The organism is Paraburkholderia sp. EG304, from assembly GCF_046543485.1.
Taxonomy (GTDB): domain Bacteria; phylum Pseudomonadota; class Gammaproteobacteria; order Burkholderiales; family Burkholderiaceae; genus Paraburkholderia; species Paraburkholderia youngii.
The window spans coordinates 105,954-129,216 of the sequence record NZ_JBKGUA010000006.1 but is presented as its reverse complement, the minus strand read 5'-3'; the positions used below and the strand labels follow the sequence as shown (position 1 = coordinate 129,216).

27 protein-coding genes are annotated in these 23,263 nt (G+C 64.1%); 14 read left to right on the top strand and 13 right to left on the bottom strand.

Features of this window, described 5'->3' with window-relative positions; genetic code table 11:
• Positions 1-37: 37 nt before the first annotated feature.
• A complete protein-coding gene (locus ACLFKU_RS09770) occupies positions 38-973 on the bottom strand; it encodes a YihY/virulence factor BrkB family protein (RefSeq protein WP_410848936.1) in 936 nt (311 codons plus the stop codon).
• A 178-nt stretch (positions 974-1,151) separates the two neighbouring features.
• Between ACLFKU_RS09770 and ACLFKU_RS09765 the strand changes: the two genes are divergently transcribed.
• Entirely contained in the window at positions 1,152-2,561 is a 1,410-nt protein-coding gene (locus ACLFKU_RS09765; RefSeq protein WP_410848935.1) for a 3-deoxy-D-arabino-heptulosonate 7-phosphate synthase, read from the top strand.
• 66 nt (positions 2,562-2,627) lie between these two features.
• Entirely contained in the window at positions 2,628-2,873 is a 246-nt protein-coding gene (locus ACLFKU_RS09760) for a hypothetical protein (RefSeq protein WP_368582731.1), read from the top strand.
• A gap of 48 nt (positions 2,874-2,921) precedes the next feature.
• On the opposite strand, the gene ACLFKU_RS09755 is transcribed toward ACLFKU_RS09760, so the two are convergent.
• A complete protein-coding gene (locus ACLFKU_RS09755) occupies positions 2,922-3,335 on the bottom strand; it encodes a hypothetical protein (RefSeq protein ID WP_410848934.1) in 414 nt (137 codons plus the stop codon).
• Between the two features lie 27 nt (positions 3,336-3,362).
• Positions 3,363-3,773, bottom strand: coding sequence for a DUF6566 family protein (locus ACLFKU_RS09750; RefSeq protein WP_410848933.1), 411 nt, complete (start codon positions 3,771-3,773; stop codon positions 3,363-3,365).
• A gap of 223 nt (positions 3,774-3,996) precedes the next feature.
• Between ACLFKU_RS09750 and ACLFKU_RS09745 the strand changes: the two genes are divergently transcribed.
• Together ACLFKU_RS09745 and ACLFKU_RS09740 are read left to right on the top strand one after the other, a co-directional pair.
• On the top strand, positions 3,997-4,371 hold the full coding sequence (locus ACLFKU_RS09745; protein WP_368582734.1) for a phage holin family protein: 375 nt from the start codon (positions 3,997-3,999) through the stop codon (positions 4,369-4,371).
• Positions 4,368-4,670: a hypothetical protein gene (locus tag ACLFKU_RS09740; RefSeq protein ID WP_410848932.1), complete on the top strand. Its 303-nt coding sequence runs from the start codon at positions 4,368-4,370 to the stop codon at positions 4,668-4,670. The genes ACLFKU_RS09745 and ACLFKU_RS09740 overlap by 4 nt, the downstream gene beginning before the upstream one ends.
• Before the next feature lie 4 nt (positions 4,671-4,674).
• Here ACLFKU_RS09740 and ACLFKU_RS09735 read toward each other — a convergent pair whose 3' ends face one another.
• Complete coding sequence (locus tag ACLFKU_RS09735) at positions 4,675-5,664, bottom strand: aliphatic sulfonate ABC transporter substrate-binding protein (protein WP_410848931.1); 990 nt, start codon at positions 5,662-5,664, stop codon at positions 4,675-4,677.
• 461 nt (positions 5,665-6,125) lie between these two features.
• Here ACLFKU_RS09735 and ACLFKU_RS09730 point away from each other — a divergent pair, with 461 nt between their 5' ends.
• Entirely contained in the window at positions 6,126-7,805 is a 1,680-nt protein-coding gene (locus tag ACLFKU_RS09730; RefSeq protein WP_410848930.1) for an ATP-binding protein, read from the top strand.
• A gap of 69 nt (positions 7,806-7,874) precedes the next feature.
• Positions 7,875-8,063, top strand: coding sequence for a hypothetical protein (locus ACLFKU_RS09725; protein WP_368582738.1), 189 nt, complete (start codon positions 7,875-7,877; stop codon positions 8,061-8,063).
• 212 nt (positions 8,064-8,275) lie between these two features.
• On the opposite strand, the gene ACLFKU_RS09720 is transcribed toward ACLFKU_RS09725, so the two are convergent.
• Together ACLFKU_RS09720 and ACLFKU_RS09715 are read right to left on the bottom strand one after the other, a co-directional pair.
• Positions 8,276-8,578: a DUF4148 domain-containing protein gene (locus ACLFKU_RS09720; RefSeq protein ID WP_152852133.1), complete on the bottom strand. Its 303-nt coding sequence runs from the start codon at positions 8,576-8,578 to the stop codon at positions 8,276-8,278.
• 242 nt (positions 8,579-8,820) lie between these two features.
• The gene (locus ACLFKU_RS09715; protein WP_410848929.1) at positions 8,821-9,585 is read right to left on the bottom strand and encodes an SDR family oxidoreductase; all 765 of its coding nucleotides are present in this window, start codon (positions 9,583-9,585) and stop codon (positions 8,821-8,823) included.
• Positions 9,586-9,724: 139 nt separating this feature from the next.
• Between ACLFKU_RS09715 and ACLFKU_RS09710 the strand changes: the two genes are divergently transcribed.
• From ACLFKU_RS09710 to ACLFKU_RS09695, 4 genes are all read left to right on the top strand, one after another.
• A complete protein-coding gene (locus tag ACLFKU_RS09710; RefSeq protein ID WP_410848928.1) occupies positions 9,725-10,633 on the top strand; it encodes a LysR family transcriptional regulator in 909 nt (302 codons plus the stop codon).
• Between the two features lie 229 nt (positions 10,634-10,862).
• Complete coding sequence (gene pstS, locus ACLFKU_RS09705) at positions 10,863-11,933, top strand: phosphate ABC transporter substrate-binding protein PstS (protein WP_410848927.1); 1,071 nt, start codon at positions 10,863-10,865, stop codon at positions 11,931-11,933.
• Between the two features lie 141 nt (positions 11,934-12,074).
• The gene (locus ACLFKU_RS09700) at positions 12,075-12,725 is read left to right on the top strand and encodes a hypothetical protein (protein WP_410848926.1); all 651 of its coding nucleotides are present in this window, start codon (positions 12,075-12,077) and stop codon (positions 12,723-12,725) included.
• A 127-nt stretch (positions 12,726-12,852) separates the two neighbouring features.
• Entirely contained in the window at positions 12,853-13,281 is a 429-nt protein-coding gene (locus ACLFKU_RS09695) for a YciI family protein (protein ID WP_410849078.1), read from the top strand.
• A gap of 73 nt (positions 13,282-13,354) precedes the next feature.
• Here ACLFKU_RS09695 and ACLFKU_RS09690 read toward each other — a convergent pair whose 3' ends face one another.
• Positions 13,355-14,086, bottom strand: coding sequence for a GlcG/HbpS family heme-binding protein (locus ACLFKU_RS09690; RefSeq protein WP_410848925.1), 732 nt, complete (start codon positions 14,084-14,086; stop codon positions 13,355-13,357).
• 297 nt (positions 14,087-14,383) lie between these two features.
• Here ACLFKU_RS09690 and ACLFKU_RS09685 point away from each other — a divergent pair, with 297 nt between their 5' ends.
• The 4 genes from ACLFKU_RS09685 to ACLFKU_RS09670 all read left to right on the top strand — a co-directional run bounded on the left by ACLFKU_RS09685 (position 14,384) and on the right by ACLFKU_RS09670 (position 16,845).
• On the top strand, positions 14,384-14,779 hold the full coding sequence (locus ACLFKU_RS09685) for a tautomerase family protein (RefSeq protein WP_368582908.1): 396 nt from the start codon (positions 14,384-14,386) through the stop codon (positions 14,777-14,779).
• 63 nt (positions 14,780-14,842) lie between these two features.
• The gene (locus ACLFKU_RS09680; RefSeq protein ID WP_410848924.1) at positions 14,843-15,775 is read left to right on the top strand and encodes a hypothetical protein; all 933 of its coding nucleotides are present in this window, start codon (positions 14,843-14,845) and stop codon (positions 15,773-15,775) included.
• A gap of 146 nt (positions 15,776-15,921) precedes the next feature.
• Positions 15,922-16,350: a YybH family protein gene (locus ACLFKU_RS09675; RefSeq protein ID WP_410848923.1), complete on the top strand. Its 429-nt coding sequence runs from the start codon at positions 15,922-15,924 to the stop codon at positions 16,348-16,350.
• A 93-nt stretch (positions 16,351-16,443) separates the two neighbouring features.
• A complete protein-coding gene (locus ACLFKU_RS09670; RefSeq protein ID WP_152852128.1) occupies positions 16,444-16,845 on the top strand; it encodes a GFA family protein in 402 nt (133 codons plus the stop codon).
• 68 nt (positions 16,846-16,913) lie between these two features.
• Here the strand turns inward: ACLFKU_RS09670 and ACLFKU_RS09665 are convergent, their stop codons facing one another.
• The 6 genes from ACLFKU_RS09665 to ACLFKU_RS09640 form a co-directional block, all read right to left on the bottom strand.
• Positions 16,914-17,909: a spore coat protein U domain-containing protein gene (locus ACLFKU_RS09665; RefSeq protein ID WP_410848922.1), complete on the bottom strand. Its 996-nt coding sequence runs from the start codon at positions 17,907-17,909 to the stop codon at positions 16,914-16,916.
• The gene (locus ACLFKU_RS09660) at positions 17,900-20,260 is read right to left on the bottom strand and encodes a fimbria/pilus outer membrane usher protein (RefSeq protein WP_410848921.1); all 2,361 of its coding nucleotides are present in this window, start codon (positions 20,258-20,260) and stop codon (positions 17,900-17,902) included. Before ACLFKU_RS09660 ends, ACLFKU_RS09665 begins: the two co-directional genes overlap by 10 nt.
• Positions 20,211-20,963 (bottom strand): molecular chaperone, encoded by a 753-nt coding sequence (locus tag ACLFKU_RS09655; RefSeq protein WP_410848920.1) that lies wholly within the window; start codon positions 20,961-20,963, stop codon positions 20,211-20,213. Before ACLFKU_RS09655 ends, ACLFKU_RS09660 begins: the two co-directional genes overlap by 50 nt.
• A 75-nt stretch (positions 20,964-21,038) precedes the next feature.
• Complete coding sequence (locus tag ACLFKU_RS09650) at positions 21,039-21,551, bottom strand: spore coat U domain-containing protein (protein WP_368582749.1); 513 nt, start codon at positions 21,549-21,551, stop codon at positions 21,039-21,041.
• Positions 21,552-21,586: 35 nt separating this feature from the next.
• Positions 21,587-21,922, bottom strand: coding sequence for a hypothetical protein (locus tag ACLFKU_RS09645; protein ID WP_410848919.1), 336 nt, complete (start codon positions 21,920-21,922; stop codon positions 21,587-21,589).
• A 297-nt stretch (positions 21,923-22,219) separates the two neighbouring features.
• Positions 22,220-23,206, bottom strand: a complete 987-nt coding sequence (locus ACLFKU_RS09640; protein ID WP_410848918.1) for an alpha/beta hydrolase family protein — start codon at positions 23,204-23,206, stop codon at positions 22,220-22,222.
• Between the last annotated feature and the right edge of the window lie 57 nt (positions 23,207-23,263).

Below are 23,263 nucleotides of genomic sequence, written 5' to 3'. Positions count from 1 at the left end.
CTATCGGGATTTTCCGGGCGCCGTTTTTTTATCGAGTTTATGGCAATGGCGTTTTGTGCGCGGAACGGTCTCCTGCTTGCCGAAGCCCGGGATGAGCGCGAGAGGCTGCAACCCGGCACAACGACGCGGCGACTTCCGCGCCGAACAGAAACACCGCCGCGCAGAAGTACAACCACATCATCAGCACCGCGAGCGAGCCGGCCGCGCCGAACACGCCTGCCGTGCCCGCATGCACGAGGTAGAAGCTGAACAGATGCCGGCCGGCCGTGAACAGCAGGCTCGCGACGGTGCCGCCCACGAGCGCGGGCCGCAACGGCACCGCCGCGTCGGGCAGCCACTTGATCAGCGCGCCGAGCCCGACGGCCAGAATGACGAAACCGAGTAACGATTGCAGCACATCGGCAACGATGCCCAGCGCCGAATTGCCGAACAGCGCACCGCCGAGGGTCTGAATCGCCGCGTCGACGACGAGCGACACGACCAGCAGAAAGCTGAGCCCGATCAGCAGACCGATCGACACGAGCCGCGCGCGCACCAGCAGCGCCAGCCCGGCGATACCCTTGCGCGGGTGGGCGGCAAAGACGATGTCGAGCGCGGTATTCAACGATGAGAACGTGGCCGACGCGCCGACCAGCAGCAGCGCGATCGAGAATGCCGCGGCGACGCCGCTGCCGCCCGCGTAATGCGCATGGGCGACGATATCCTGCATCGCGTGCGCCGCGTCGTTGCCCACCAACTGCCGCGCCTGCTCGAAAAGCCGTCCCTGCGCGGCATCGCGGCCGAAGGTCCAGCCGATTACCGCGAGCACGAGCAGCAGCGTGGGCGCCAGCGAGAACGCCGAATAGAACGCGATGCTGGCCCCGAGCATCGCGCATCGGTCCGACAGGAAGCGGCCGGCGGCGTCGCTCGCGACGTTGAACGTGTGGCGCCAGCGAGCGGGTCGCGCTGCGGTTTTCGGTTGCGGTGCTGACATGCTGTCCTCAGCTTGCGGCAGCGCGCGAACGCTCGCCTCGCGCTGCCGCGACGATAAAGTGGCTGCGTCGAGCGCTGATGCAGCACGACGCGCGCCAGCCGCGAGCGGCCCGCGCCGGTCCGCGCGCCGCGCCGAACCTTCAGGTAAAGTTATTTCGCCAACTTATCGACATATCGCTATGTCCGTGACGCCATCGCCTTCGTTGCTCGACGAGATGCTCGACGCCGTCGTGCGCCGCTATCGCCTGCCGGCGCTCGCGGCCGTCTGCGCGCCGACGCCGCAAGCGAGTCCCGCCACCGTGCTCGCGCTCGCGATCGAGCAGGCTCGCGAGGCGAGCGCGCGCGGCGAAGCGCCGGATGCGGCGAACCAGCGCTTCTTCGTCGAGGCGCTGGCGCGCATGATCCGCGAGGCGCTGCGCGAGGACGCCGGCGACCCGGTGTTTCAGGCGATGCTGCTACGGCATCGCAGCGCGGTGGTGCGCGAGTACGCGTCGCTGGCCGCGCACGCGAGCGTCGATCGCCGGCTGATCTACGCGGCCGTCAATGCGATCGCACATCCGGCCAAACAGCAGCGGCTGCTCCCCGGTCCGCAACGCGACGCGCTGGCGCGTCTGCACGCGCTCGCGGCCGCCGAAGCGTGGCCCGAACTGGCCGACGCCGTGCAAACTTGCATCGATACGCCGCAAATCGCGCACGACGCGGCGCTGCAACGCGGCCTCGCGCAATTGCTGCAGAGTGCCGCGTTGCAGCGCTTACGGCGCCTTGACGCGCTGACGTCCGATGAGCGCGTGCGCCACTATCAGACGCTGTGGGATCGCCAGGGGCCGCGCCCGGGAAGCTCGACCGCGGTCGCGCGAGGCTTGAGTTCGAAGCAGCGCGGCGCCGCGGTCGAAGCGTTGGCCGCCGATGCACTCGACGCCCTCGCGCAGCGCCTCAATGACGCCCAGGGAGCGGTCGCCACCTACCGTGTCGTGAACTCGATGCGCGTGCCGGCCGCGATACCCGCGAGCCACGAGCGCGCCAAAACCGAATGGGATGTGGTGCTGCTGCGCCAGGCCCAGCCCCCGGCCGACGCCGCGGCGTGGGACGTATGCCTGCTCGTCGAAGCGAAGGCATCGGTCGACGCGGCCACCACCGATCTGCCGCGGCTCGTGCGCGGACTGACGCTGCTGGCGCACGCGGAACCGCACACCGTCTACTCGTTTCGCACGCAGCAGGGGACGGTGCATTTGAGCGGCGCGTCGCTTGCCGCGCTGACGGGCGACGCAACCGGTCTTCGCAGCACCGTGCTCTATTGCTGTGACGCTCCCGTCGAAGCGGCGCCGCGCGTGCTGAGTCCCGCGAGCCGGATGCAACTGCTGTCGGCCCAGGCCAGCCTCGATTTCGCGGGCGCGCTGGCGGACGGACGCGACGCCGACTGCGCGGATCTCGAACCGGTGTGGCATCAGTTGCTCGAATCGCCGCGATGGCGGACGGTGCTCGACCAGTACGCGACGCTGCGCGAGGTTCGGGAATTAATGGTTCATCCGGACGACTTGCGGGCCGCGGTCGGCATCGCGGACGCAAGACGGTTGAGCGCGGCGCGCTAGGCCTCTGATGAAGCGGTGGCGCGCGCGTTGCTCGTGGGATAGATCTTCGAGCAAAAAGGAGTGGTGATGGAAACACTGTCGAAGCGACTGTCGGACACGCAGGTGCAGGTTGCCAGCAAGATCTACGAATTTCGCTCGCCGCAGGAGGCGGACCGTTTCGTGGAATGTCTGCGAGGCGGCAATGCGAGCCGCTGCGTCGCGGACGTTCCGCCCGAGACCGCAACCGATGCCTATCCGCCGGGGACCCGCAAGGGGTCGGGCGCGGGCATCACGATCGGGCCGCCGCCAGGCGGGCTCGATAGCGACGAGTAACGCGGTTGCGACGTACGCGGTTGCGACGTGCGCTTTGCGGCTCACGCGTCAGCGCACCGGCTCCAGCATCACCGTGAGCGTTCCTCGCTCGCTTTGCACCCCCGCCGCGAGATCGATCTGATGCGGTGTCAGCGTGGCGATCGCGCGCTGCAGCCTTGGCGCGAATGTCGTGGCGAAGCGGGCGAGCGCCGCTTCGCGTGCGGCGCCTTCATCGTTGGCGACGTCGCGCAGCTCGTCGAGCGGCAAGCCGACGAACAGATCGAGCGGGTAGGGCGGCACTTGAGGTTCCATCGCGATGTCCGGACCGGCCGGCACGCGAATGCGCAATCCGGGCTGCAGATGCTCGCGCAGTTCGGCGAGAACCTCGTAATCGGCGTCGGCGGGAAGAGCGCTTCTGGCTTCCTCCCGCAGAAACGGCTCGACGCCTTCCAGCCGCGCCAGTTCTTCATCGCTCAGTAGCATGTGAGTTTCCTCCGAATCGGGCCGTGCTTATCGCTCGTCGTCGAGGCGCCGCTTCGACGCCGACAGGGGGGCGGCGTGCTCGCCCAGGGTCCGGTCGATCAGATAGCGACCCTGTTCGATGCCGGCGCGCAACGCTTCCTCCTCGGTGAGCCATTCCGGCGTGACGGGTTCCACGTTGGCCAGATTGGCCGGTATTTCCATCGGCCGGCCGTCGCGGGAAATCGACACGTCGGCGATCCAGGCGCCTCGCGAGTTCCGATGCGCGGTCACCGTGATCAACGCGCCGCGGTGCGCGCCATGCATCGCGTGCTGGGAGCCGCGCTCGTCGCGCGCGGCCGGCATCGCGCGTCCGTCCTCGGTAGTCATATCGGAGCCGGTCTCGCCGATGCTGGCGCCGGCGGTCTTGTCAGTGGGATCGGTTGGGGGGAGCGGGGTCATGCTGTCCTCGACGAGCGAATGATCTGCTGATTCGAGCAAGCTCTGTGCCGCCAGCGCGAACGCGTGCAGGCGTCCATCCGGCTACGGGCACGCGGCGTGCGATCGGTCAGCGCGGGCCCGGCTCTTGCGCTGCGTTCAACGCTGGTGTCGCTTCGCTCTGTCGGCCGAGGAGCGAAGTCTTTGCTTACCGCGGCCGGCGCAAATGAATCGTGAGGAGGACGGAATGTCAATCCATGCGAAGGTCACGAGGTGGCGCAACGTCGGGCGATTCTGCGTCGAACGCGTCACCGACTATAGCGAACTGTTCGCGCTGGAAGTCGAAGAGACGCGAAAACGCCTTGTGCGCGAGTTGAGCGCACTCGTGGCGTTGGCGGTCGCGGGGCTGTTCACGCTGTCCTTCATTTGCATCGCGATCATCGCCACCGCGTGGCAGACGGCTTACTTTCTTGCGGTGGCCTGGGGCGTGGCCGCCGCATGGCTGATCGTGTGCATCGCGTCTTTTCTCGTCTGGCGGGCGCAGAAACCGGCGCAATCGATTCACGTGCTCAAGGCCGAAATTCACTCCGATCTCGACGCTCTCAGGGAGTCGCTCAAATGAGTCAGCTACGTCACGCAAACGAGCTTGCCCGGCTCACCATTCTGGAACGCATGGAGGCATCGCGAACCGCCCTGGTGGTGGCGAACCAGACTGCCGCGTTGCCGGCGCCGCGGGCGGCGTCGCGCTCCCAGCTGAGCACTGTGCTCGCGTCGCTCGCGGAGGCGCCGCATGTCGCGTTGCTGCTTGCTTTGGTGGTCGGCGGCATCGTGCTGGGGCCGCGCCGCACGCTGTCGATCGCGGGCCGCTCCGGTGCTGCGGCGTGGATTGCCCGCAATGTGCGGCGCTCCATCGCGCAGTGATCGTTCACGCGCCGACAGGCTTCGCCTGTTTCGCCGCGAAGTCCCAGTACAGCGCCTGCTTCGTCTCGACCGGCGCGGGCAGCAGTCCCGCGCGATAGAACGCGTCGGCGATCGTCTGCTGCTCGCTGAAATTCGGCGGCGCGAGCGCTCGCACCAGATAGCTGCGCCGGGTGTTGGCGCGTTCGATCGTCGGCGCGTCGAGTCCCCACACCGGCGCGAGCGTGTTGGCCGCGTCGAGCGGATTCGCGCGCAACCAGTCGCCGGCCGTCTGCAACTGCTCGAACACGGTCTCGATGATTTGCGGATGCGCGTCGGCGTACGTGCGCGACGCGAGGTAGTAGCGCTGATAGGACGCGAGGCCCGCGCCGTCGCTCAGTATGCGCACGTCGCCGTCGCGCTCGACCGACGCTACATACGGATCCCAGGTGATCCAGACGTCGACGCTGCCGCGCTCGAACGCGGCGCGGCCATCGGCCGGGCTCAGGTAGTTGACGCCGACGTCGGCGGGCTTGAGCCCCGCGCGCGCGAGCGCCGCAAGCAGCAGATAGTGGCTGCCCGCCGCCTTCGTCACCGCGATGCGGCGGCCCTTCAGATCGGCCAGCGTGTGAAGCGGGCCGTCCTTCTTCACGATGATCGCCTGCGCGCCCGGCGATGGCGCTTCCTGCGCGACGTAGACGAAGCGCGCATGCGCGGCCTGGGCGAAGATCGGCACGGTATCGGCGACATCGGCGCTGAAGTCGACGGCATCGACGTTGAGCGCTTCCGTCAGCGGCAGTCCGCTCGCAAACTCGTTCCAGGAGATGCGCACGTTGAGCGGCGCGAGCGCTTTTTCCAGCGATCCGCGCGCCTTCAGCAACGTAATGAGGGTAGAAGACTTCTGATAGCCGATGCGCAGCGCGACAGGCGCGCTCTGCGAGAAGCCGCGCGGAGCGCTGGCGGCCAGTAGTGATGCCACTGCGAAGCGGGTGAATGCGCGCCGTGTTATTTGCGTCATGACGTGGGCGTCCTGTCGAGCGGTGAAAACGGGAGAATCGAGCCATCGTAACAACCCGATGTCATCGCGCTAACCGACGGATTTAGCTATCGATCGCAGTGATCGTCATATGCGGCAAGCCACAACGCTTTTCGCGACTTCGCGATCCGTACCTGCCGTCCAGTTGACTGCGAGCGTGCTCGCGTCAACGCTGACACAGCTGTCCGATGCCCATGAATTACGGACAGCGGCGGCATCGCGCCGGGTTCCTATACTGCGTCGTCCGCTGTTCATGGGGCGCCATGTCGACGGTGAGCGGAGCAGAACGTTGCGGACAAATAGAAGTAAAAAGCGCTGTGCAAATGAGAGAAGCCGAGACCGCGCGACCCAGCTGACCTACACTCGTCGGCAGCGGTATCGGCGCCGTATCGGCCCTTACGCCCGCCTTGCGCGCGGGTGCCAGTCAACGTCGGTGGAACATCATGGCTGCCAGTGCTGACGAATTAGCGAGCCGTCCAGCCAAAAAGGCTGATTACGCCCGAGAGAACCAGTCGCTGCTGCGGCTCGCGCGCGCGCAAACCGGCTCGCGTGAACACCTGTTGAACGCGATTGCCAGCGAGGCCATGGCGTTGTGCTGCGCGGGCAGCGCGGGCATCAGTCTGGTCGAGGGGCCACCGGACAGCCGGCGCTTTCGCTGGCTCGCGGTGGCGGGCCTGTGCGCCGGTCTGCAGGGACGCACGACGGCGTGGGACGAATGTCCTTGCGGCGTCACGCTCGAAGGGGGCGCGGCGCGCCTGTTCGTCGATCCGCAACAGCAGTTTCCCAGTCTGAACTTTCCGGGCGTCGAGGTGCCCGAGGGGATCGTCGTACCCATTCCGTGCGATAACGGCCACCTCGGCGCGATATGGGTGATGTCGCACCACACCGGGTGCCGCTTCGACAGCGAAGACGCACGGGTGCTGTCGGATCTCGCGATGGTCGCGGGCGCGGCCGTGACGATGGTCAACGTTCGCGACGACGGCGCGGACAACGACCGCCGCCACAACGAGTTCATCGCGATGCTCGCGCACGAGCTGCGCAACCCGATGGCGCCTATCGATGGCGCGATCGCCGCGGCCAAGCGTCTGGTGGTCGACAACGACAAGGCGGACGCGGTGCTGACCATCGCGCAACGGCAGATGAAGCATCTGCGCACCCTTGTCGACGATCTGCTCGACGCCGCGCGTCTGAAACACGGAAAGCTGACGATCCGGCGCAGCGATACGCTGCTGGCCGAGATCGTCTCCGACGCGGTCGCCGCGATCGACCACGACGTGCGCTCGCGCGGCCATACGCTGAAACTGACCGGTCTGGACAGCGCGATTCCGGTGCGCGCCGACCATGTGCGGCTCAGTCAGGTGCTCGGCAATCTGCTGTCGAACGCGGCGAAGTACACGCCGGCGGGCGGACTGATCGAGCTGACGGTTCGCGCTGGAGATCCGTCCGACGCGCGGATGCTCGTGATCGAAGTCAGCGATAACGGCATCGGCATCGATTCGTCGATCGCGCCGCATGTGTTCGACCTGTTTGCGCAGTGCTCGAGCGGCAGCGCGCGCTCGGAAGGCGGGCTCGGCATCGGTCTGGCCGTCGCCAAACGGCTGGTCGAGCTGCACGACGGCGAAATCGACATCCATAGCGATGGACCGGGCTGCGGCACCCGCGTCACACTGCGTTTGCCGATCCTGCGAACGCAGCCGCTAGCGCCGCCTGCCGACGCCTCGGACAAGGGCAGGGACTTCCGGGCGCTGCGCATCGTTCTGGTGGACGACAACGTCGACGCGTTGCATGTTTTGTGCGTGCTGCTCGACCTGGAGGGTTATCGCGTGTCCGCGGTCGACAACGGTCGCGCGGCCATCGACCTGATCACGCGAACCAGGCCGGAACTTGCCATCGTCGACGTCGCGATGCCCGTCATGGACGGCTTCGAGGTCGCACGCAGAATTCGCGCGAACCCCGGGCTGAACGGCACGATCCTCGTCGCGCTGACCGGCTATTCGTCGGACACGGACCGCAGCCAGACGCTTGCCGCGGGCTTCGATCATCATCTGAGCAAGCCGTTGTCGCTGGAAAAACTGCGGGACGTGCTGGCGAATTCGGAGTGGCTGGTTGGCGGCGGTCGGTGACCGGCGGAGCCTGCGCAACTCTTCCAGCCTGCTAGACTGGAAATTGCCCTGCAAGCCACGGAGGGAGATATGACGACCGTCTACGTCGTAAAGACCGGCGAGAAGTTCCTCTGCACCGCGGAGGACGGCGACATCGGCATGGCGCCGGAGATCAAGGAGGCCACGTCGTTTCGCTCGTACGAGGAAGCGAATAAAGTCGCGGCCGAGAACGCCGACCCCGGATACGAAATCCTGACCGTCGACGTGAACAAACGCTGATGATGTGTTAGCTGTTCGCGCTCAGGCGCTCAGCGAAAGAATCAGTAGTTCAGCAGGCGCCATGCAATATGGCGCGCGTGCGGGTGCGCGCGAAATTCGGCAACTACTCCAAAGGCTCGAGCGAGTTCGTGTTTTCGCATAGCACGACCCTCCATGCCGTCCCTGGCAGGGACGGCATGTTCTCCATCGTCGAGCCGGTCAGACGAGCACGCTTAAGATCCGCCAAAGAACACCGGCTTCATCCCAGTCGCGCCGGCCGGATGGCCCATCTGCTGCGTACCGCTGGTCGCAGGACCATAGCCGCTGCTCTGACCTGCGGCAGGGGCGGTGGTGGTCGGCATATAGGTAGGAAAGTCGACGGTATTCGCGTTGGCCGGATTGAAGCCGGCTTGCTCGAGTTGCGCGATCTCTGCCTGGACTTGCGCGTGCGTCAGCGTGCTTTCGGTCTGTGCCACCGATGCAATCGGCAAAGCCATGACAGCGACCGCGCAAACTGTGTGGACTAACGTCTTCATGATGGCCCACCTCCTTGTTAATTACTCCGGCTGACTCGCGCTTCGCTTTTCGCGGTCAGCTGATCAAAGATTAGGTGAGGAACCATACAGTGTTCGCTTATTTTTTATGGTATCGGATCGTCGATCAACCGACGCTGATCGACGTTCGCGCCCGAATGCGCAGATGCCGGCCGCGCATCCGACGCCAGCCTTCCAGGCTTGCGGACGCGAGCCGACATCAACGGATGCCGCCGTCGAACAGCTCAGGTGCGCGTAATCGAAGCCCCGCCGTCGACCAGCGAAGCCGTACCCGTCACGAAGGACGAATCGTCGGAAGCGAGGTAGAGCGCCGAGCGGGCAATCTCTTCCGGCTTCGCGACCCGCTTGAGCGCGTGCAGCCCGGTCACGAAGGTCTGCGATTCAGCGGTATCGTTCATGCCGCGATACATCTCCGTGTCCACCGCGCCCGGCAGGATCGCGTTGACGCGCACGCCTTGCGGGCCGTATTCGGCCGCGAGCGCTTGCGTGAGTCCGATCAGCCCGGCTTTGCTCGCGGCGTAGGCGGCCGTTCCCGGGAACGCGAACGAGTAGCCGACGAAGGTCGACGTGAAGATGATCGATCCGCCGCCGTGCTTGATCATTTCAGGAATCTGGTGCTTGGCGCCGATAAACGCGCTGGTCAGGTTGGTCGCCAGCGTCGCCGACCAGCCTGCTTCCGACACGCCGGTCGACGGTCCCATCTCACCGAGTGTCCCCGCATTGTTGTACGCGATGTCGAGACGGCCGAAACGGCTGACGGCGAGTGCGACCAGCGCTTTCGCGAATTCTTCGGATTGCACGTCCCCCGCCAGCGAGACAGCCGTACCGCCGTCGCGAGCAATCTCGCTGACCAGCGTCTCGAGTTCGGCTTCGCGGCGTGCGGCCACCACAACCTTCGCGCCTTCCGCGGCGAACAACTTTGCGGCGGCGCGACCAATGCCCGCGCTGGCGCCGGTGACGATAGCGACTTTTCCTGTCAAGCGTTGCATGTTGAATCTCCGGTTTGATCATCGGCCGACGCCCACTGCGTCGGCTCGTTGAGAAGCACTATAAGATTCCGTTCTTGAGACAGAAAGACCGAAAACATGGCGGTATCATTCAGCTTTTATGAATGATCGGAGCGCCACTATGGACCGGCTGCGCGCGTTTGAGGTTTTCGTAACGGTCGTCACCCGGGGCAGCTTTGCGCGCGCGGCCGATGCGCTCGAAACCTCGCCCGCGAACGTGACCCGCTATGTGAATGACCTTGAGGCGCACCTCGGCGCGCGGCTGCTGAATCGCACCTCACGCAGATTGTCTCTTACCGAGGCCGGCGAAACGCTTTATTCGCGCAGCCAGGCCATTCTCGAAGACGTTGCCGAAACGGAAGGACTCGTGTCGACGACGTCGATCGAACCGCGCGGACGGCTGCGTATCAATGCGCCGGTCAGCTTCGGCATCCAGCATCTCGCGCCGCTGTGGCCACGGTTCATGCAGCAATATCCCGACGTCGAGCTCGACATCACGCTGATAGACCGTGTCGTCGATATCGTCGAGGAGGGCTACGATCTCGCCATCCGCATCTCGCGCGCCGGCACGGTCGATCACGCGGCCCGCAAACTGGCGACGTCGACCAACATCCTGTGTGCATCGCCCGCTTATCTGAAGCGTTCGGGACATCCGCAAACGCCGCTGGAGCTGCTCGGACATCGATGTATCGGCTATACGTATGCGGCCACAGCGGACGTGTGGCAACTGATCGACAAAGACGGCAAAACGCATGCTGTCGAGGTGAACTGCCAGATGCACACCAATAACGGCGACACCGCGCGCGCGGCGGCGCTCGCGGGGCACGGCGTGATCTGGCAGCCGACGTTTCTGATCGGCGAGGACCTCCGCGCGGGCCGGCTGCTGCGGGTATTGCCTGAATACCGCTTGCCGGATATCGATGTGCTCGCGCTGTATCCGAGCCGTCGCCACGTGAGCGCAAAAGTTCGTGCGGCGATCGATTTTCTGGTCGATGCGTTCTCGGGCGTGCCGCCGTGGGACAAGACGTGAAGGAATGTGTGCCGGCAACTCCCGAAACGGGATGCCTGCAATAGCGGCAGCGGCCGCCGGCCATGGCGCGTTCGATAGCATGATTCAACTGGAATTCGGCCAGGCACCGTTCTTTAATGTGCGATATGGCGCGTAATGCAGGAGAGCTGCACCCCGGATGAAAGCTGCACATTGAATCGCCGGCACGGTCGCCCTCCAACAAGCTCACGCACTGCAGGTCGGATCAGCGATGTCCCGGAACAAGAACCGACGGGAGACATTCGTGAGAACACTGGGCGCCATCGGCGCTGGTCTGATTTGCTGTTCATGCGCGGCCGCGGCCTACGCCGCCGACATCAAAGGAGCCGGCAGCACGTTCGCCGCTCCTCTCTACACCCGCTGGGCCGCCGACTACCAGAAGTCGGGTGGAAGCAGGGTGATCTATCAGGGCACGGGTTCGTCCGATGGGCTCAAGCAGGTGATCGCGCGGGAGGTCGACTTTGCGGGCTCGGACGCGCCGCTGACCGACGATCAACTGGCCCGCAACGGCTTGCGGCAATTTCCAACCGTGATCGGCGGCGTGGTGCCCGTCGTGAACCTTCCGGGGCTCAAAGCCGGCGAGGTGATGCTGACGGGGCCGGTCATCGCCGATATCTTTCTCGGCAAGATCCAGTTCTGGGACGACCCGGTAATCGTGCGGTTGAACCCGAAGCTCAAGATGCCGAATTACCCGATCGCCGTGGTGCGTCGCCAGGATGGTTCGGGCACGACGCTGATCTGGACTCACTACCTCGCGCAGGTCAGTCCCGAATGGAAGCGCAGGGTCGGCGAAGGCACTAGCGTGCGATGGCCGCTCGGCATCGGCGGCAAAGGCAACGAGGGCATTGCCACGTACGTCGGCTATCTGCCCGGCGCGATAGGCTATGTCGCCTGGGATTTCACCAAACAGAACCGCTTGAAGTACGTGGCCATGACGAATGCGGCGGGCAAGGTCGTGCAGCCCAGCGCCGCGACCTTCAACGCAGCGGCGGCGAGCGCCGACTGGTCGGGTTCCCTGTCGCAGTTGCTGACCAACCAGCCGGGCAGGGATGCGTGGCCGGTCATGGGCGCGACCTATGTGTTGCTGCCCACGACGCCGAACCAGCCGGGCCACGACGAAGCCACGCTGAGGTTTTTCGAATGGGCGTTGAGCCACGGCGGACCGACGGTCAGCGCACTGGACTACGTCCCGTTGCCTGACCTGGTCGTGACGAAGATCCGCTCACAATGGCCCGCCGAGACGGGCGAAAAGCCGGTGCGCAAAGTGCTCGCGGTGCCGTGAGCCGAACTGCGCTTCGTGTTGCCGCGATGGCTAGCCTGAGCTGTCCCGCGCGGTCATGTCGCCGCAGGCGAGGCTTTTGCGAGTCGCTGCCGAAGCAGGCTTATGCGACGTGTATCCGGGGCGTGCATACAGGGACCGACGATGTACCCGAACTCGATGAAAGGGAGTCATCAGGACGAGTGGGGCGAGCTCGTCCTGATCGTGATGAAGACCAGTCTCGCGGTGGCGCACGAGCTGGAATTGACGCCTGACGCCGTGCTCGACTGTGCTGCGAGGCATCTGCGCTTCGATGATTTCCGGTGTTTCGCGGCGGCGATGCTGGGTGCGGCGCGGGCGCAAGCGTGGTGTCGCCGGCGCGACGCCGGTCCATCGGTGGAGGCGTCACACATCAAGACCCTTGCTGCGCGCGTCGATATCGACAGGAACGTGCTCGCGTTCATGCCGGCGCTGTGCGCAGCCGAACCTCCGGATCACACGAGCGCGCCTGCTCACGCCTATGAACAGGTCGTCGCGGCCCTTCAGCAGTTGAAAGAAGACGTGCAACGCGTCTTTTCGCGCGGCGGCAGCGCTTTCAGCCGTGCGGACATCGAAGGCGCATCCGGCTTCGCAAAGGCGCTCGAGGCGATCATGCCCGCCGACGACGATGCCAACGCCTTCGAGCGTGCGTTCGCCGCGCTTTTGCAGGTGCGGTTTTCATCGCAACTCCAGCTCGTGCCTGGCGATGCGGAGCCGGTGCTGCGGGTTCAGGGCGCCGATGTCGATGCTCGAGGCAGCCGGACGCCTCTACCTTGATGCCGAAGCGTTTTGTAAATTCGTGCAGTCGTGTGTTGCGCATGTCGATTTCTCCCGTGATGATTCGTCGTAGTCACTGGAGGCAGCCTTGCCTTCAGATATTTTCGTCTTCAAAGGAAAAACCCAAATGCGCGTCATGGTCATCATCAAGGCAACCCCCGAATCCGAAGCGGGGCAAATGCCGACTACGGAACTCCTCACGGCGATGGGGCAGTACAACGAGCAATTGGTCAAGGCCGGCATCATGCAAGGCGGCGACGGGCTGAAGCCCAGTTCTGCCGGCGCTCGCGTGCGGTTCTCAGGGAAGGACCGCACCGTCATCGACGGCCCGTTTGCGGAAACCAAGGAATTGATTGCCGGCTACTGGGTGTGGCAGGTTCAATCGATGGACGAAGCGATCGAATGGGTCAAGCGCTGCCCGAATCCGATGCTGAGTGATTCGGAAATCGAGATTCGCCCGTTCTTTGAACCCGCGGATTTTGGCGAAGCCTTTACGCCCGAGCTTCAGGAAGAGGAAAACCGTCTGCGCAAGCAAATCGACGGGCAGATGCGTTGACGATTCTCACGCAATTAGCGTGCGGGCTTCCAGTCCGTTGTCCGGAAGCCCGATTCCATGGTGACGATTGCCGTCAATGCGAAGGTATCTGCTCGATCTTGGCGGCGCTCAGGTCGCTCGGGAAGCAATGCGGATGTTCGAAGCCCGTCGGAGATCCGCTCGTCGAGTAGACGATGTTATCCGTGTTGTTCGGACCTTGACCGGCGGGCACACTGCCGAGCCCCGCGAGCTTGCGCATGCGATACGCGATCGCATGATCGGCGCAGGCGCTATCGCCGCTCACGCCTAATCCTCCGATGACTTTCCCTCCCGCATAAAGCGCGACGCCGCCGCCGAAGGTAATCACGCCGCCAAGCGTGTGTCCGATGCCGCTGCCCTGTTCGAGGAAGCGCGCGTCAAAAGGATTCGAATTATTCAGTCCATAAAGGGAGCCGCCGGGTTGCGTGGCCGCGTAGAGGTTCGCCGTGGATAGCGCGAGCGCATCGTTGCTAAAGCCGTTCGCGGTATAAGCCTTTGCGATCGCGATGGCCCGACTGCCAGGCCAGGCGTCCCCGGTCACGATCACCGAACAGAGATGTCCCTGCCGATCGACGATGGCCGCCCACATCCGATTGGGTGTGAAGATCCCGCCGTTGCCATCTGGCAGGTTCACGACCGTACGCAACTGTCTTTCCACCAATGCGACCGTACCTTGCGGTAGCGTGCATCGGGCTTGTGGGACGTCATCGTCGCCAGTCGCGCGACTTTCGTGCGAAAACGACGCAATGCAAAACGCTGCGACAGCGAGGGTAAGCATCTTACGCATGACGATTCTCCTGACGATCGATTTGACAGCAGGCACGCTGTAGGCGAGAGGGTGCGCAAACAGTAGGACAGCCAATGAAATAAACGACTCATTGCTGTTGAATGCGGGCGCGAGCTCATGAGAGCGAACTCGTGTAAATAGTGAAGACCATCATGCAAAGCTGAGTGGCCAAAACAAAGTCCACCTCGGCCACGCGGCACGTCAGTAACGTAATAAGTGATGGCGATGGTTTTGATCGATTTGATGGTGCGGCATATAGTTGGCGCGTGCGAAACACTTTTCCCGGAGATCGACGCGATGCCTTATCTGCAACTTGATGTAAACGATCACTACTCTGTCGAGAGTAAAAGACTGCTCGCGGCGAAAATGAGTGAGACCTATGCCCGGATGATGTCGGTCGATGTCAGGCGAATCAGCGTAGCCATACGAGAGCTCGGTCCGGGCGGCGTGTGGCGCATTGCCGAGGAGAGCGGGGAGCCGGTGCCCGTTGCCTTGATGATGCTCGATATCAGAAGAGGGCGGCCGCCGGAGTTGCGCATGGAGTTGGCCAAAGCCCTTTGCTCGCTCTGCATCGAGATTCTGGGCCTGCGCGAAGACCGACTCAACGTCGAATTCACGCAGCACTCGGGCGACGAGATGTATCACCCGGCGCTCGGAGGTTATAGTCCGGAATGGGAGCCGGGCCAGAGATGAGTGTTCGCAGGATCGGATCTACGCCGGTTGCGCCACAACCTGATTCGAAATAGGAGAAGGGCCATGAGCAGGCTTGCCACATCGCTGGCAAAGAATCGGCGGACGCGACCGTGGTGGATGGTCTTGATCGCCACGGTGTTCTGTTTCCTGTGCCACAGCGTCGTCGCGCAAGCGGACGACAGCGCGGCTCGCCTGCGCGAGAAATATCAAGGTCTGACGCAGCAACTCGCGCACAACCCGTTTCATCGGCCGCTGTACCTCGAATCGCAGGAGCTGCCGTCGGCGCTCAAGGGCGATATCTACGGTGTGCTCAACTATCCTTTCGCGGTGGTCAGCGGCGCGCTCAGCGACCCTGCTCAGGGCCCGGCCAACTGGTGCGACGTGCTGATCCTGCATCTGAACACCAAATACTGCCACGCGTCGATCAGCGATAGCGGTACGGTCCTCACCGTGAACATCGGCAAGAAGACAGAGGAAACTCTTTCGTCGTCGTACCGCGTGCAATTCAACTTTAGCCCGGTAGCGAGCACCGCTGACTATTTTCGCGTCGAGCTCTCCGCGGCCACGGGTCCGCTGAGCACGAAGGACTACCGTATCGTGCTTGAAGCGATCCCGGTCGGCGATAACCGTACCTTTATTCACCTGACCTACGCATACGGATACGGCACCGCGGGACGGATCGCGATGAAAACCTATCTGGCGACGATCGGCAGCGACAAGGTCGGCTTTTCGTTGACGCCCGATTCGTCGCCGAGCGAGCCGCAATACATCGGCGGCGTGCGCGGCCTGGTCGAACGCAATACGATGCGCTATTTCCTCGCCATCGATGCCTATCTTGGCGCGCTTTCCAGCCCGCCCAACGCCCGGCTCGACAAACGTCTGGCCGACTGGTTCGATGCGACCGAGCAGTATCCGCGGCAATTGCACGAGGTCAGCCGCGCCGACTATATGCAGATGAAACACAACGAGTATCAACGTCAGCAGACCGCCCAGTGACGAGCGCGGCGTCTGATCAATGCAAGGCCATAACGCGTTGAAGATTTTTTTTCGCCTGGATGTCGATCGGGTGGTGCGTCGATCGTCGTTAGCTGGTAAGGCAATCGGTCAGGAACCCCTCGTAATCCGACTCAGGAGCACACACTGTGAACAGACTCGACAATCCAATCCTGCAAGTTCTGGAAGGCTACACAGCCGCGGTATGGGCCAAAGACGTGGACGCGTTCGTCGCGCTCTACGACCGTGATGCGGTGATCTTCGACATGTGGGGTACATGGTCGTACAACGGCATCGCATCGTGGCGTGCGATGGCGGAGGGCTGGTTCGGTTCGCTGGGTGCGGATCGCGTGATCGTGGATTTCAGCGAGGCGCAAACGATGGTCGCCGCGGACCTTGCCGTCATTCACGCCTTCGCGACATACAAAGCCGTCGACGCCGGCGGCGCGGAACTGCGTGCGATGGACAATCGCCTGACCATGACGCTGAGGCAGCAGCCCGACGGATGGAAGATCGTCCATCAGCACACCTCTTCTCCGATCGAGGCCGGCACGGCGCAGGTGATTTTCAGGCGCTAGCGGTTTGGCGGTTCGACAGCGCGCTTCGACTCGCGAATAATCATGGCTGCGCGACTTTCCCATTAGCGACGTACCTTCTGTCTGACAGCAGCCATGAAACCATTGCTTGCCGGCCAATGCCTTTGCGGTGCCGTCCATTACTCGGTAAAGGACGAATTCGTCTATGCGTTGAACTGCCACTGTTCAAACTGTCGGCGCGCAACCGGCTCGGCGTTCAAACCCTTCGCGGGAATCGAGCGCGGCAAGCTGCGTATCACTGAGGGCGAACACAGCCTGCTGATTTTCGGCGATCAGCGCGCGTCGCACGATGTGCGCTGCAAAATATGCGGAAGCCTGATGTTCTCGGTGGTTCGAAACGGTGAATACGTTCACGTCACACTGGGAACCCTCACGGACTCGCCTACCATCTCTCCCACTGCCCACATTTTCGTGGGTTCCAAGGCGCCGTGGTATTCGATCACTGATCAACTGCCGCAACACGACGAATTCGGGTAACCCGGCGCGGTCTTGCGAGTGGCGCGACCGCCTGCTCGTCATGCCCTATGAGAAGGATTTTTTCTCTCCTAGTAGTACAGCGTGACGACGATCGTATCGATGTAATCGCCGACCGCGAGATTGGGTTGCGCTGGCACGAGACCATAAACGGTCAGCGAGGCCGTGTTGCCGGCAACGTCGGTCGTTCCCGCCACCATGCTTGCATCATCGTTACCCCACACCTGCGTAGTGCTGGCGTCCTGATACAGCTGGTAGCGGACGAATCCGCCCGGTCCGGACATGCGGCGCATGGAGCCATCGAAATTCAGACCATTGTCGAGGCCCACGCGCCAGGACGTGCCCGGAGCACATTGGACACGGATGTTGCCGTTCTCGCGCAACTGGCTTTGAGGCGGCGCCACAGCCCCGAAGTCGATGTCGGTGGCGGCGACCCAGCAGCCGTATTCGAAGGTCGCGTTGACACCCGACGAGCTGAACGTGATGGAACCGCCGCCGGTCCCGCCGGCGCTGCAGTCCGCCGAAGTGGGAAAGCCCGTGGTGCTGTACCGGTAACCCAGAACGCCCGTTATGCCGGTCTCCTGGAACGGGTAGGTCGCGGGAACCGCCTGCCCCGGGTACACCCAGCCGTAGACGGAAGCATTGACGGTCTGTGGCGTTGCGGGTGGCGTCGCAATATGCACCTGATAGACGGGCGTGGTGCCCGGTGCGCCGATGTGTTGGGTATGGGCGGCATCGGAAAACAGGTCGTAGTTGAGATAAGCGTTGTTGTAGTTGCTCATGCGCCGTGTCGGCTGCCCGACACTCCAGTCACCCGGGTTCAGATAGAGGCAGACCTGGTAGTAGTAGGTCTGGCCGCCCGAATAGTCTGGCTGGCAGTTCACGGTTATCGCGGACGTGGCCGCGCGGCCGCTGCTGCTGACGGTGCCGAAGCTCATCCCGAACGCGCCGCTGACATAGCAGGACTGCGAGTGAGCCAGCGGCGCATGAAGCGCGAGAGCCACGACGATCACGAGCCAGAACATCAGTGCGGTCGGCTTGCGCGGCGAAGCGCGGGCTATCGGCATGGCTGATCTCCGAGGTCGATCCGGCCGTGTTGGGGCAGTTGGGCCGGCAGGGTCACGACGCACTGACCGGTGCTCAAGGGCACGGAAAGCCGTGCGTCCGCGGGCGGATTCTCGAGGAACACGCGGCCGTCATAGCCGATCGTCACAGGGACGTTGCCGGGGTCGAGCACGGCTTGCGTGCCCGCCGGAATCGCCTCGCCGGCGACGCTGTGCACGGAGAAGTCCAGCATCAGCATGGTCTGGATCTCGAAGCGCGCCAGCATGCCGCTTCCTGTCGAGGGTACCGCCTGCATACGCACGCGCTCCACGCTGACATCGGCCGGAAGCGCTCGCGGATCTATGGACAGATCGTTGTTCTGCCATGCGTTCAGTGGTGTGACCAGCAGCAGGCCGTGATCGTCGGTGCTGCCGACCAGCCGGTTTTCCAGTTTGACCGGGACACCGGCTATGCCATCGGTCGATACCAGCGCGAAGGCATCGTAGACTCGGCGCATGGGGAACAGATGACCTTGCATCAGCAGCAGCCCGCCGGTGACGTCGGCATACGCGGTACTATTGCCCGCGCTCTGGTTCGCCACGTACTGGCCGCCGACCCGCCATTCCCCAAAGCGGGTGAGCTGGCTGATCTCGGCCTGGCCGCCCGCATCTTCTCCCGCGCTGCCCTGCACGCGCCAGCCCCAGCCGTCGGCGTCGCCGGGCACATCGCGCGCGGCGCCGACCGTCGCGGTGTTGCCTCGACTCTGGTGCACGGCGCTGGCCCAGGTTTGAACCCGGTTGCCGAGGGGCAGCGACCAGTAGGCAAAGGCCGAGGTTCCGCCATGGCCTTCGAGGTCACGGTTCGCGCCCACGCTGAAATAGCCGAAGCGCCCAAACGACTGCGACCAGCTCAGGCCCGCATAGCTCGCGCTCGGGAGGTCCTGATATGACTGACGTACAAAGCTGGCGCCCAATTGACCCCGTCCCACGTTCCAGCCGACGAACGCCTGGGAACTGCTCAGAGGCAAGGTCGAGCCCTCGAGCGTGCCGATATCGACGAACGCGTCGTTGCGGCGCAAGGTCGCGAGATTGATGCTGAACCCGTAGCCTTGCCATTGATAGCCGGCGCCGTATTGCTGCCCGCGCTGGTGACCATAGTTGCTGGCGGCGAAGGACGCGCTCACCACGCCGGCCTGGCCGAGCCGGACGGCCGCGCCGACACCGCCCATGGTCAGGCCATGAGAGGTCTCGCCATGCGCTTCGAGCGTCAGATAATCGGTCACGCCATAGCGGCCGCTGCCGCTGAACATCGCGTTGTCCGCGTAGGAGAACGAGCGAATGCCGTAATCGAGGCGCAATGCGCCGACCTCGAACGACCAGTCGCTGAGACCCTTCTGTAGCAGGTTTGCGCTGTTGTAAAACGGGATGCTCACGACGCGCCGCTGGCCGGTGATGTCGGTGACGACTATCTGCGCGGTGCCCGCCCCGGTGACGACCGGCGCGCCGACGACCTGGAACTGACCCGGCGCCACGGGCCCCTGCGCCTGCCGCACGCCGTTGATGTACAGGTCGACGAGCGATGGAACCGCCGTTTCGCCGACGAAAGACGCGAGCGGGACCGTGACGCGGTAAGGCTGCAAGTCGAAGTTGCGGGAGATACGCAGGCCGCCGAAGCGCATCGTGCGTGTCCAGGACAATGCGCCATTGAAGGCGTCGCCCAGCGTCACCGTCACCATGGAGCCCGGAAAATCCAGCTGCCAGGACGTGTCGAGGCGGATGTTGCGTTCGCTGTCGCTGCCATAGCCTCTGGACAATTGCGTCAGGTTACTGGTGCGCCAGACGCCAGGCCCGACCCCGAACATGCGCAGTTCGGTCCAGCCACTGGCGCTGGTCGAATTGCTGTCCGTTTGCGTGTAGAAGTCGTAGTTCAACAACAGGCCGGGCGCCCGCGTCGCGGGGTCCAGGTACGGCACGGGCGGCGTCCTGTAGCCCACCTCCGAGGGCGGACCTCCCAACAATTCGATGGGCGCAAAAATCTCCAGACGCTGGTTGGCTACGTCGTATCGGGTTTGCAGGTTCGGCAGATCATTCAGGTCAATCAGGCCGCTCGCAGTCTGTGCGCCGGGCCAGGTCAAGCCGAGCCCTAGCAGCGTGTTGACATCGGCATAGATGTGTCCGTCGCGCACGACGAAATGTTCGATCCGCCGGAGTTCCACATGATTGACCGCCACTTCGAGATAGAGGCCTTGTCCACGCGAGGCGTCGATGTCTGCCGCAGGGGCCGCGGACCGGGCAGGTGATAGTGCAGCGGCGAAAAGGCTCAGGCTAACGGCCAGCACCGTCCAATGGCACCGCCTGCACTTCAGTGTCGTCATCGAATCGGGCCTTGAGCGTCATACCTGGGGGCAAAGGATAAGGAACGTTCAGAGGCCAGCTCATGCGTTGGCCGGACAGGACATAACCGACCAGACCGCTATCCACGAACTGCGTCTGGCCGCCGGATGCCGCAGTGCTCAAGGCGCTGATGCGGATGGCGTGGGTGCCGTCATTACTGACGCTCAATTCGGCCTTGCCGTCGTTGCCGGCAGCGACCTGGGCGTGGACGCGGCTGAGGTCGGTCCTGATAGGGGTGGTGCCGTGCTGTGGTCTTGGCACCGGCGTCGTGTGCGTGATGTTCACGAAGACCGGAATCGAATAGCGCATCAGCAACCTCAAGCCGGTTCCGTGCGGCATGCCTTGCTGAGGCAACTCGTCGATCAGCAGGCGGTAGCTGAGTTCGCTCGCGGGCGTCGTCGGGTGGAGGCGGATCACCCGCACCGTCTGCTGGCCGCCGGGCGCGATGCGCATGATGGGCGGGCTGGCCACGAGTTCGCTCGATGCCGCCGGGCTCAGTTGATCCTGACCATCTTGCTGGGTCCAGCGCATGATGCGCACCTGTGCCTCGACGGCGTCTTGCCCCTTGTTGGCTATCTGGACCGTCTGGCCTTGCTGCGTGGGTTCGAATTCCATCCGGACCGGTGCGACCTGCAGGATCGCGGCGGCTTGTGCCGGCGCCGCGCCGCCGACCGCGGCGACCATGGCCGCGGCGCTGCAGACGGCACGAAGCATGGGTGGCTGAACCAGTGATCGCATGGCGTGCATGGACGTCCCCCATCAGTAGGTGATCGTTGCGGTGACCGTATCGAGGTACTGGCCCGCTGGTTCCGTACCGCCCACGGTTGCCGCTGCGTAGACCGTCAGCGAGATCGTGTAGTCGGAGCCGATGCCGATCCCGGTGCCGGTGTACCACGACGGTGCGGTGTTCCCCCAGTTCGTTCCTGTCGGCGAGTCGCGCCGCAACGTGTAGGGAATCTGGGTGGTGCCCGCCGTGGCTTGCATCGCGCGTGCGTTGACGTCGCCGGTGACGGTGCCGCCATCGAGTCCCAGCGTGAAGGGCAGGCCATTGGTGCACTGAACCTGAATGGTGCCGGTCTGCGTATACGTGGTCGCGGCCGAGAGCTGTGAGCCGAAGTCGATGTCGGTGGTGGAGGCGATCAGGCAGGTGCCTTGGATTGTGATCCTGACCTGGAAGGTGCCGGTGGCGGTGGTCTGAGCCTGCGACGAGGCGGCTACCGCTGTGAGGGCGGCGGTTGCCAGCAGCTTTGACGGGTAAAGAGAGGCACGCATAGGTTCTATCTCTCCAAAGCCGGATCACGGACGATCTAACGAAGGCGGCGCTGCTTCATCCGCCCGCAGGTTTCATCGACGGCGCGCGTTGCAATCCGGAAAGGCCGGCGATGATCGGTGACACACGGACCACGCCGTGCGGGAACCTGGAGGAGGCCGCGCGGATCAGCAAAGCGTTGGGTGCAATGCCGTAGACGATGGGCAACAGGCAGCCACCGATGATGGGTGGAGCGGGGAATCGAGTTGCGCAGCCGCCGTGGGTGGTAGCCGTTCGTGCGCTTGCGGTGTTCGCCGCTCAATGCGCCGCGGCCCGCGGCGAATGACGGCCGGGAAAAGGCAACGTAATCCAATCGGTCGAGGATGCTATGCATCGACTCGCTCCTTTGGTGTTGTTGGTCGGCTAACCCTTCCACGCTCGGGGGGGCATGAAGCTGGCGCCCGAAAGCCCACCTCGTAGAGGGTAATAACACTTTTACGACGAATCAAGAAAATGTGAAGTTCTCCTATCCGCGATTGACGGCTTTGCGATTGACGGCGAATTTTTCGCGTAATAGCACCACGCGGACTGCAAAACTTGCGCCTGTGGGCACCCGTATGCTTTGCGTAGGTTTCCTGCACGACCATCGGCGCAGGCACGCAGCTGATCCTGCACACTAGTCGGTACTTTCCTATCGCAGCATCGCCTCGAAAGACCGAACCACCTCGGCATTGAATCGTTGATGGAACGCCGCCCGGTCGAAGCCCGGCGCGCTGTCGCAAATCTGCGGGCGCAGCCGCGCAAGACGCGCATCGCAGGGCGGCAGAAAGTCGTAGTGGCCTGCGTTGGCCACCACGCGATAGTCGGCAGCGCGGGGCAGGTCGTCCCGCACCGGCTCGTCGTACCACGGATGCGGCTGATGACGATCGTCGGCGGCGCTCCACAGCTGGAGCGCAGCGCGCACGCCGCTCAAGCCCGTGCGGCCGAACGCGAAGCCGAACGAAGGCGCGGCGATGACGACTGCCTTGATGCGCGCATCGTGGACCCAGACACCGGCTGGAACATGCGCGGCGAAATCGACGTCGACGCCCGCATGCCGCAATGCTTCGCACAAGTCATGGTCCGCGTGGACTTCGCAAAACGGGGCGATCTTCGACAGATCCGGGATGCCGCCCGCGGCCACGAGCACGGTGAAGCCACCGTTTGAAAAGCCGAATGCGCCGATGCGGTCTGCATCGAGCCGCTCGCGCCCCGGCCAGTCGTCGAGCATGTAGTCCACCAGCCGATGAAGCTGCGCGGGGCGGCGCCAGAGTTGCAGCACGCGGCTCTGGTCATCGAAGGTATCGCCGGCGTGGCTGACCGCCGCTGCGACGAAGCCCGCGCGAGCCAGCGCGACAGCCGTGTCGTAATGACCGCCGTACCAGCCGCCGCCGCCGTGCGACAACACCACCAGCGGCAGGTGATCGCCCGTGATCGGAGCGTCGGCGGCGACGGTCTGGGTAGCGCCGCCCAGCGCGTGCGGTGTGGCCGGCGCGTCGGTCGGATACCAGATTCCGGCAGTAAGCGGCGGCTCGGCGCCGTTCGGTATGTCGACCTTCTGAAAGCCGACCCCGGCGGCGCCGGCCGGCGCGCCGGGCATCAAGGCCAGCAGAACGGCGACGATCGCCAACCATTTCACGGCGTTCTCCTATGAGACCAAAGTCCAATTGAATCTTTGAGGTGCGGGTTCAATAGT

Excerpts from the sequence above, each read along its gene's own strand:
- ACLFKU_RS09765 (WP_410848935.1), top strand. The coding sequence starts at position 1,152 with ATGTCCGTGACGCCATCGCCTTCGTTGCTCGACGAGATGCTCGACGCC.
- ACLFKU_RS09710 (WP_410848928.1), top strand. The coding sequence starts at position 9,725 with ATGGACCGGCTGCGCGCGTTTGAGGTTTTCGTAACGGTCGTCACCCGG.
- ACLFKU_RS09680 (WP_410848924.1), top strand. The coding sequence starts at position 14,843 with ATGAGCAGGCTTGCCACATCGCTGGCAAAGAATCGGCGGACGCGACCG.
- ACLFKU_RS09755 (WP_410848934.1), bottom strand. The coding sequence starts at position 3,335 with ATGCTACTGAGCGATGAAGAACTGGCGCGGCTGGAAGGCGTCGAGCCG.
- ACLFKU_RS09660 (WP_410848921.1), bottom strand. The coding sequence starts at position 20,260 with ATGACGACACTGAAGTGCAGGCGGTGCCATTGGACGGTGCTGGCCGTT.
- ACLFKU_RS09725 (WP_368582738.1), top strand. The coding sequence starts at position 7,875 with ATGACGACCGTCTACGTCGTAAAGACCGGCGAGAAGTTCCTCTGCACC.
- ACLFKU_RS09695 (WP_410849078.1), top strand. The coding sequence starts at position 12,853 with ATGCGCGTCATGGTCATCATCAAGGCAACCCCCGAATCCGAAGCGGGG.
- ACLFKU_RS09700 (WP_410848926.1), top strand. The coding sequence starts at position 12,075 with ATGTACCCGAACTCGATGAAAGGGAGTCATCAGGACGAGTGGGGCGAG.
- ACLFKU_RS09715 (WP_410848929.1), bottom strand. The coding sequence starts at position 9,585 with ATGCAACGCTTGACAGGAAAAGTCGCTATCGTCACCGGCGCCAGCGCG.
- ACLFKU_RS09750 (WP_410848933.1), bottom strand. The coding sequence starts at position 3,773 with ATGACCCCGCTCCCCCCAACCGATCCCACTGACAAGACCGCCGGCGCC.
- ACLFKU_RS09650 (WP_368582749.1), bottom strand. The coding sequence starts at position 21,551 with ATGCGTGCCTCTCTTTACCCGTCAAAGCTGCTGGCAACCGCCGCCCTC.
- ACLFKU_RS09670 (WP_152852128.1), top strand. The coding sequence starts at position 16,444 with ATGAAACCATTGCTTGCCGGCCAATGCCTTTGCGGTGCCGTCCATTAC.
- ACLFKU_RS09645 (WP_410848919.1), bottom strand. The coding sequence starts at position 21,922 with ATGCATAGCATCCTCGACCGATTGGATTACGTTGCCTTTTCCCGGCCG.
- ACLFKU_RS09770 (WP_410848936.1), bottom strand. The coding sequence starts at position 973 with ATGTCAGCACCGCAACCGAAAACCGCAGCGCGACCCGCTCGCTGGCGC.
- ACLFKU_RS09690 (WP_410848925.1), bottom strand. The coding sequence starts at position 14,086 with ATGCGTAAGATGCTTACCCTCGCTGTCGCAGCGTTTTGCATTGCGTCG.
- ACLFKU_RS09740 (WP_410848932.1), top strand. The coding sequence starts at position 4,368 with ATGAGTCAGCTACGTCACGCAAACGAGCTTGCCCGGCTCACCATTCTG.
- ACLFKU_RS09665 (WP_410848922.1), bottom strand. The coding sequence starts at position 17,909 with ATGCCGATAGCCCGCGCTTCGCCGCGCAAGCCGACCGCACTGATGTTC.
- pstS (WP_410848927.1), top strand. The coding sequence starts at position 10,863 with ATGTCCCGGAACAAGAACCGACGGGAGACATTCGTGAGAACACTGGGC.
- ACLFKU_RS09745 (WP_368582734.1), top strand. The coding sequence starts at position 3,997 with ATGTCAATCCATGCGAAGGTCACGAGGTGGCGCAACGTCGGGCGATTC.
- ACLFKU_RS09655 (WP_410848920.1), bottom strand. The coding sequence starts at position 20,963 with ATGGTCGCCGCGGTCGGCGGCGCGGCGCCGGCACAAGCCGCCGCGATC.
- ACLFKU_RS09685 (WP_368582908.1), top strand. The coding sequence starts at position 14,384 with ATGCCTTATCTGCAACTTGATGTAAACGATCACTACTCTGTCGAGAGT.
- ACLFKU_RS09720 (WP_152852133.1), bottom strand. The coding sequence starts at position 8,578 with ATGAAGACGTTAGTCCACACAGTTTGCGCGGTCGCTGTCATGGCTTTG.
- ACLFKU_RS09735 (WP_410848931.1), bottom strand. The coding sequence starts at position 5,664 with ATGACGCAAATAACACGGCGCGCATTCACCCGCTTCGCAGTGGCATCA.
- ACLFKU_RS09730 (WP_410848930.1), top strand. The coding sequence starts at position 6,126 with ATGGCTGCCAGTGCTGACGAATTAGCGAGCCGTCCAGCCAAAAAGGCT.
- ACLFKU_RS09760 (WP_368582731.1), top strand. The coding sequence starts at position 2,628 with ATGGAAACACTGTCGAAGCGACTGTCGGACACGCAGGTGCAGGTTGCC.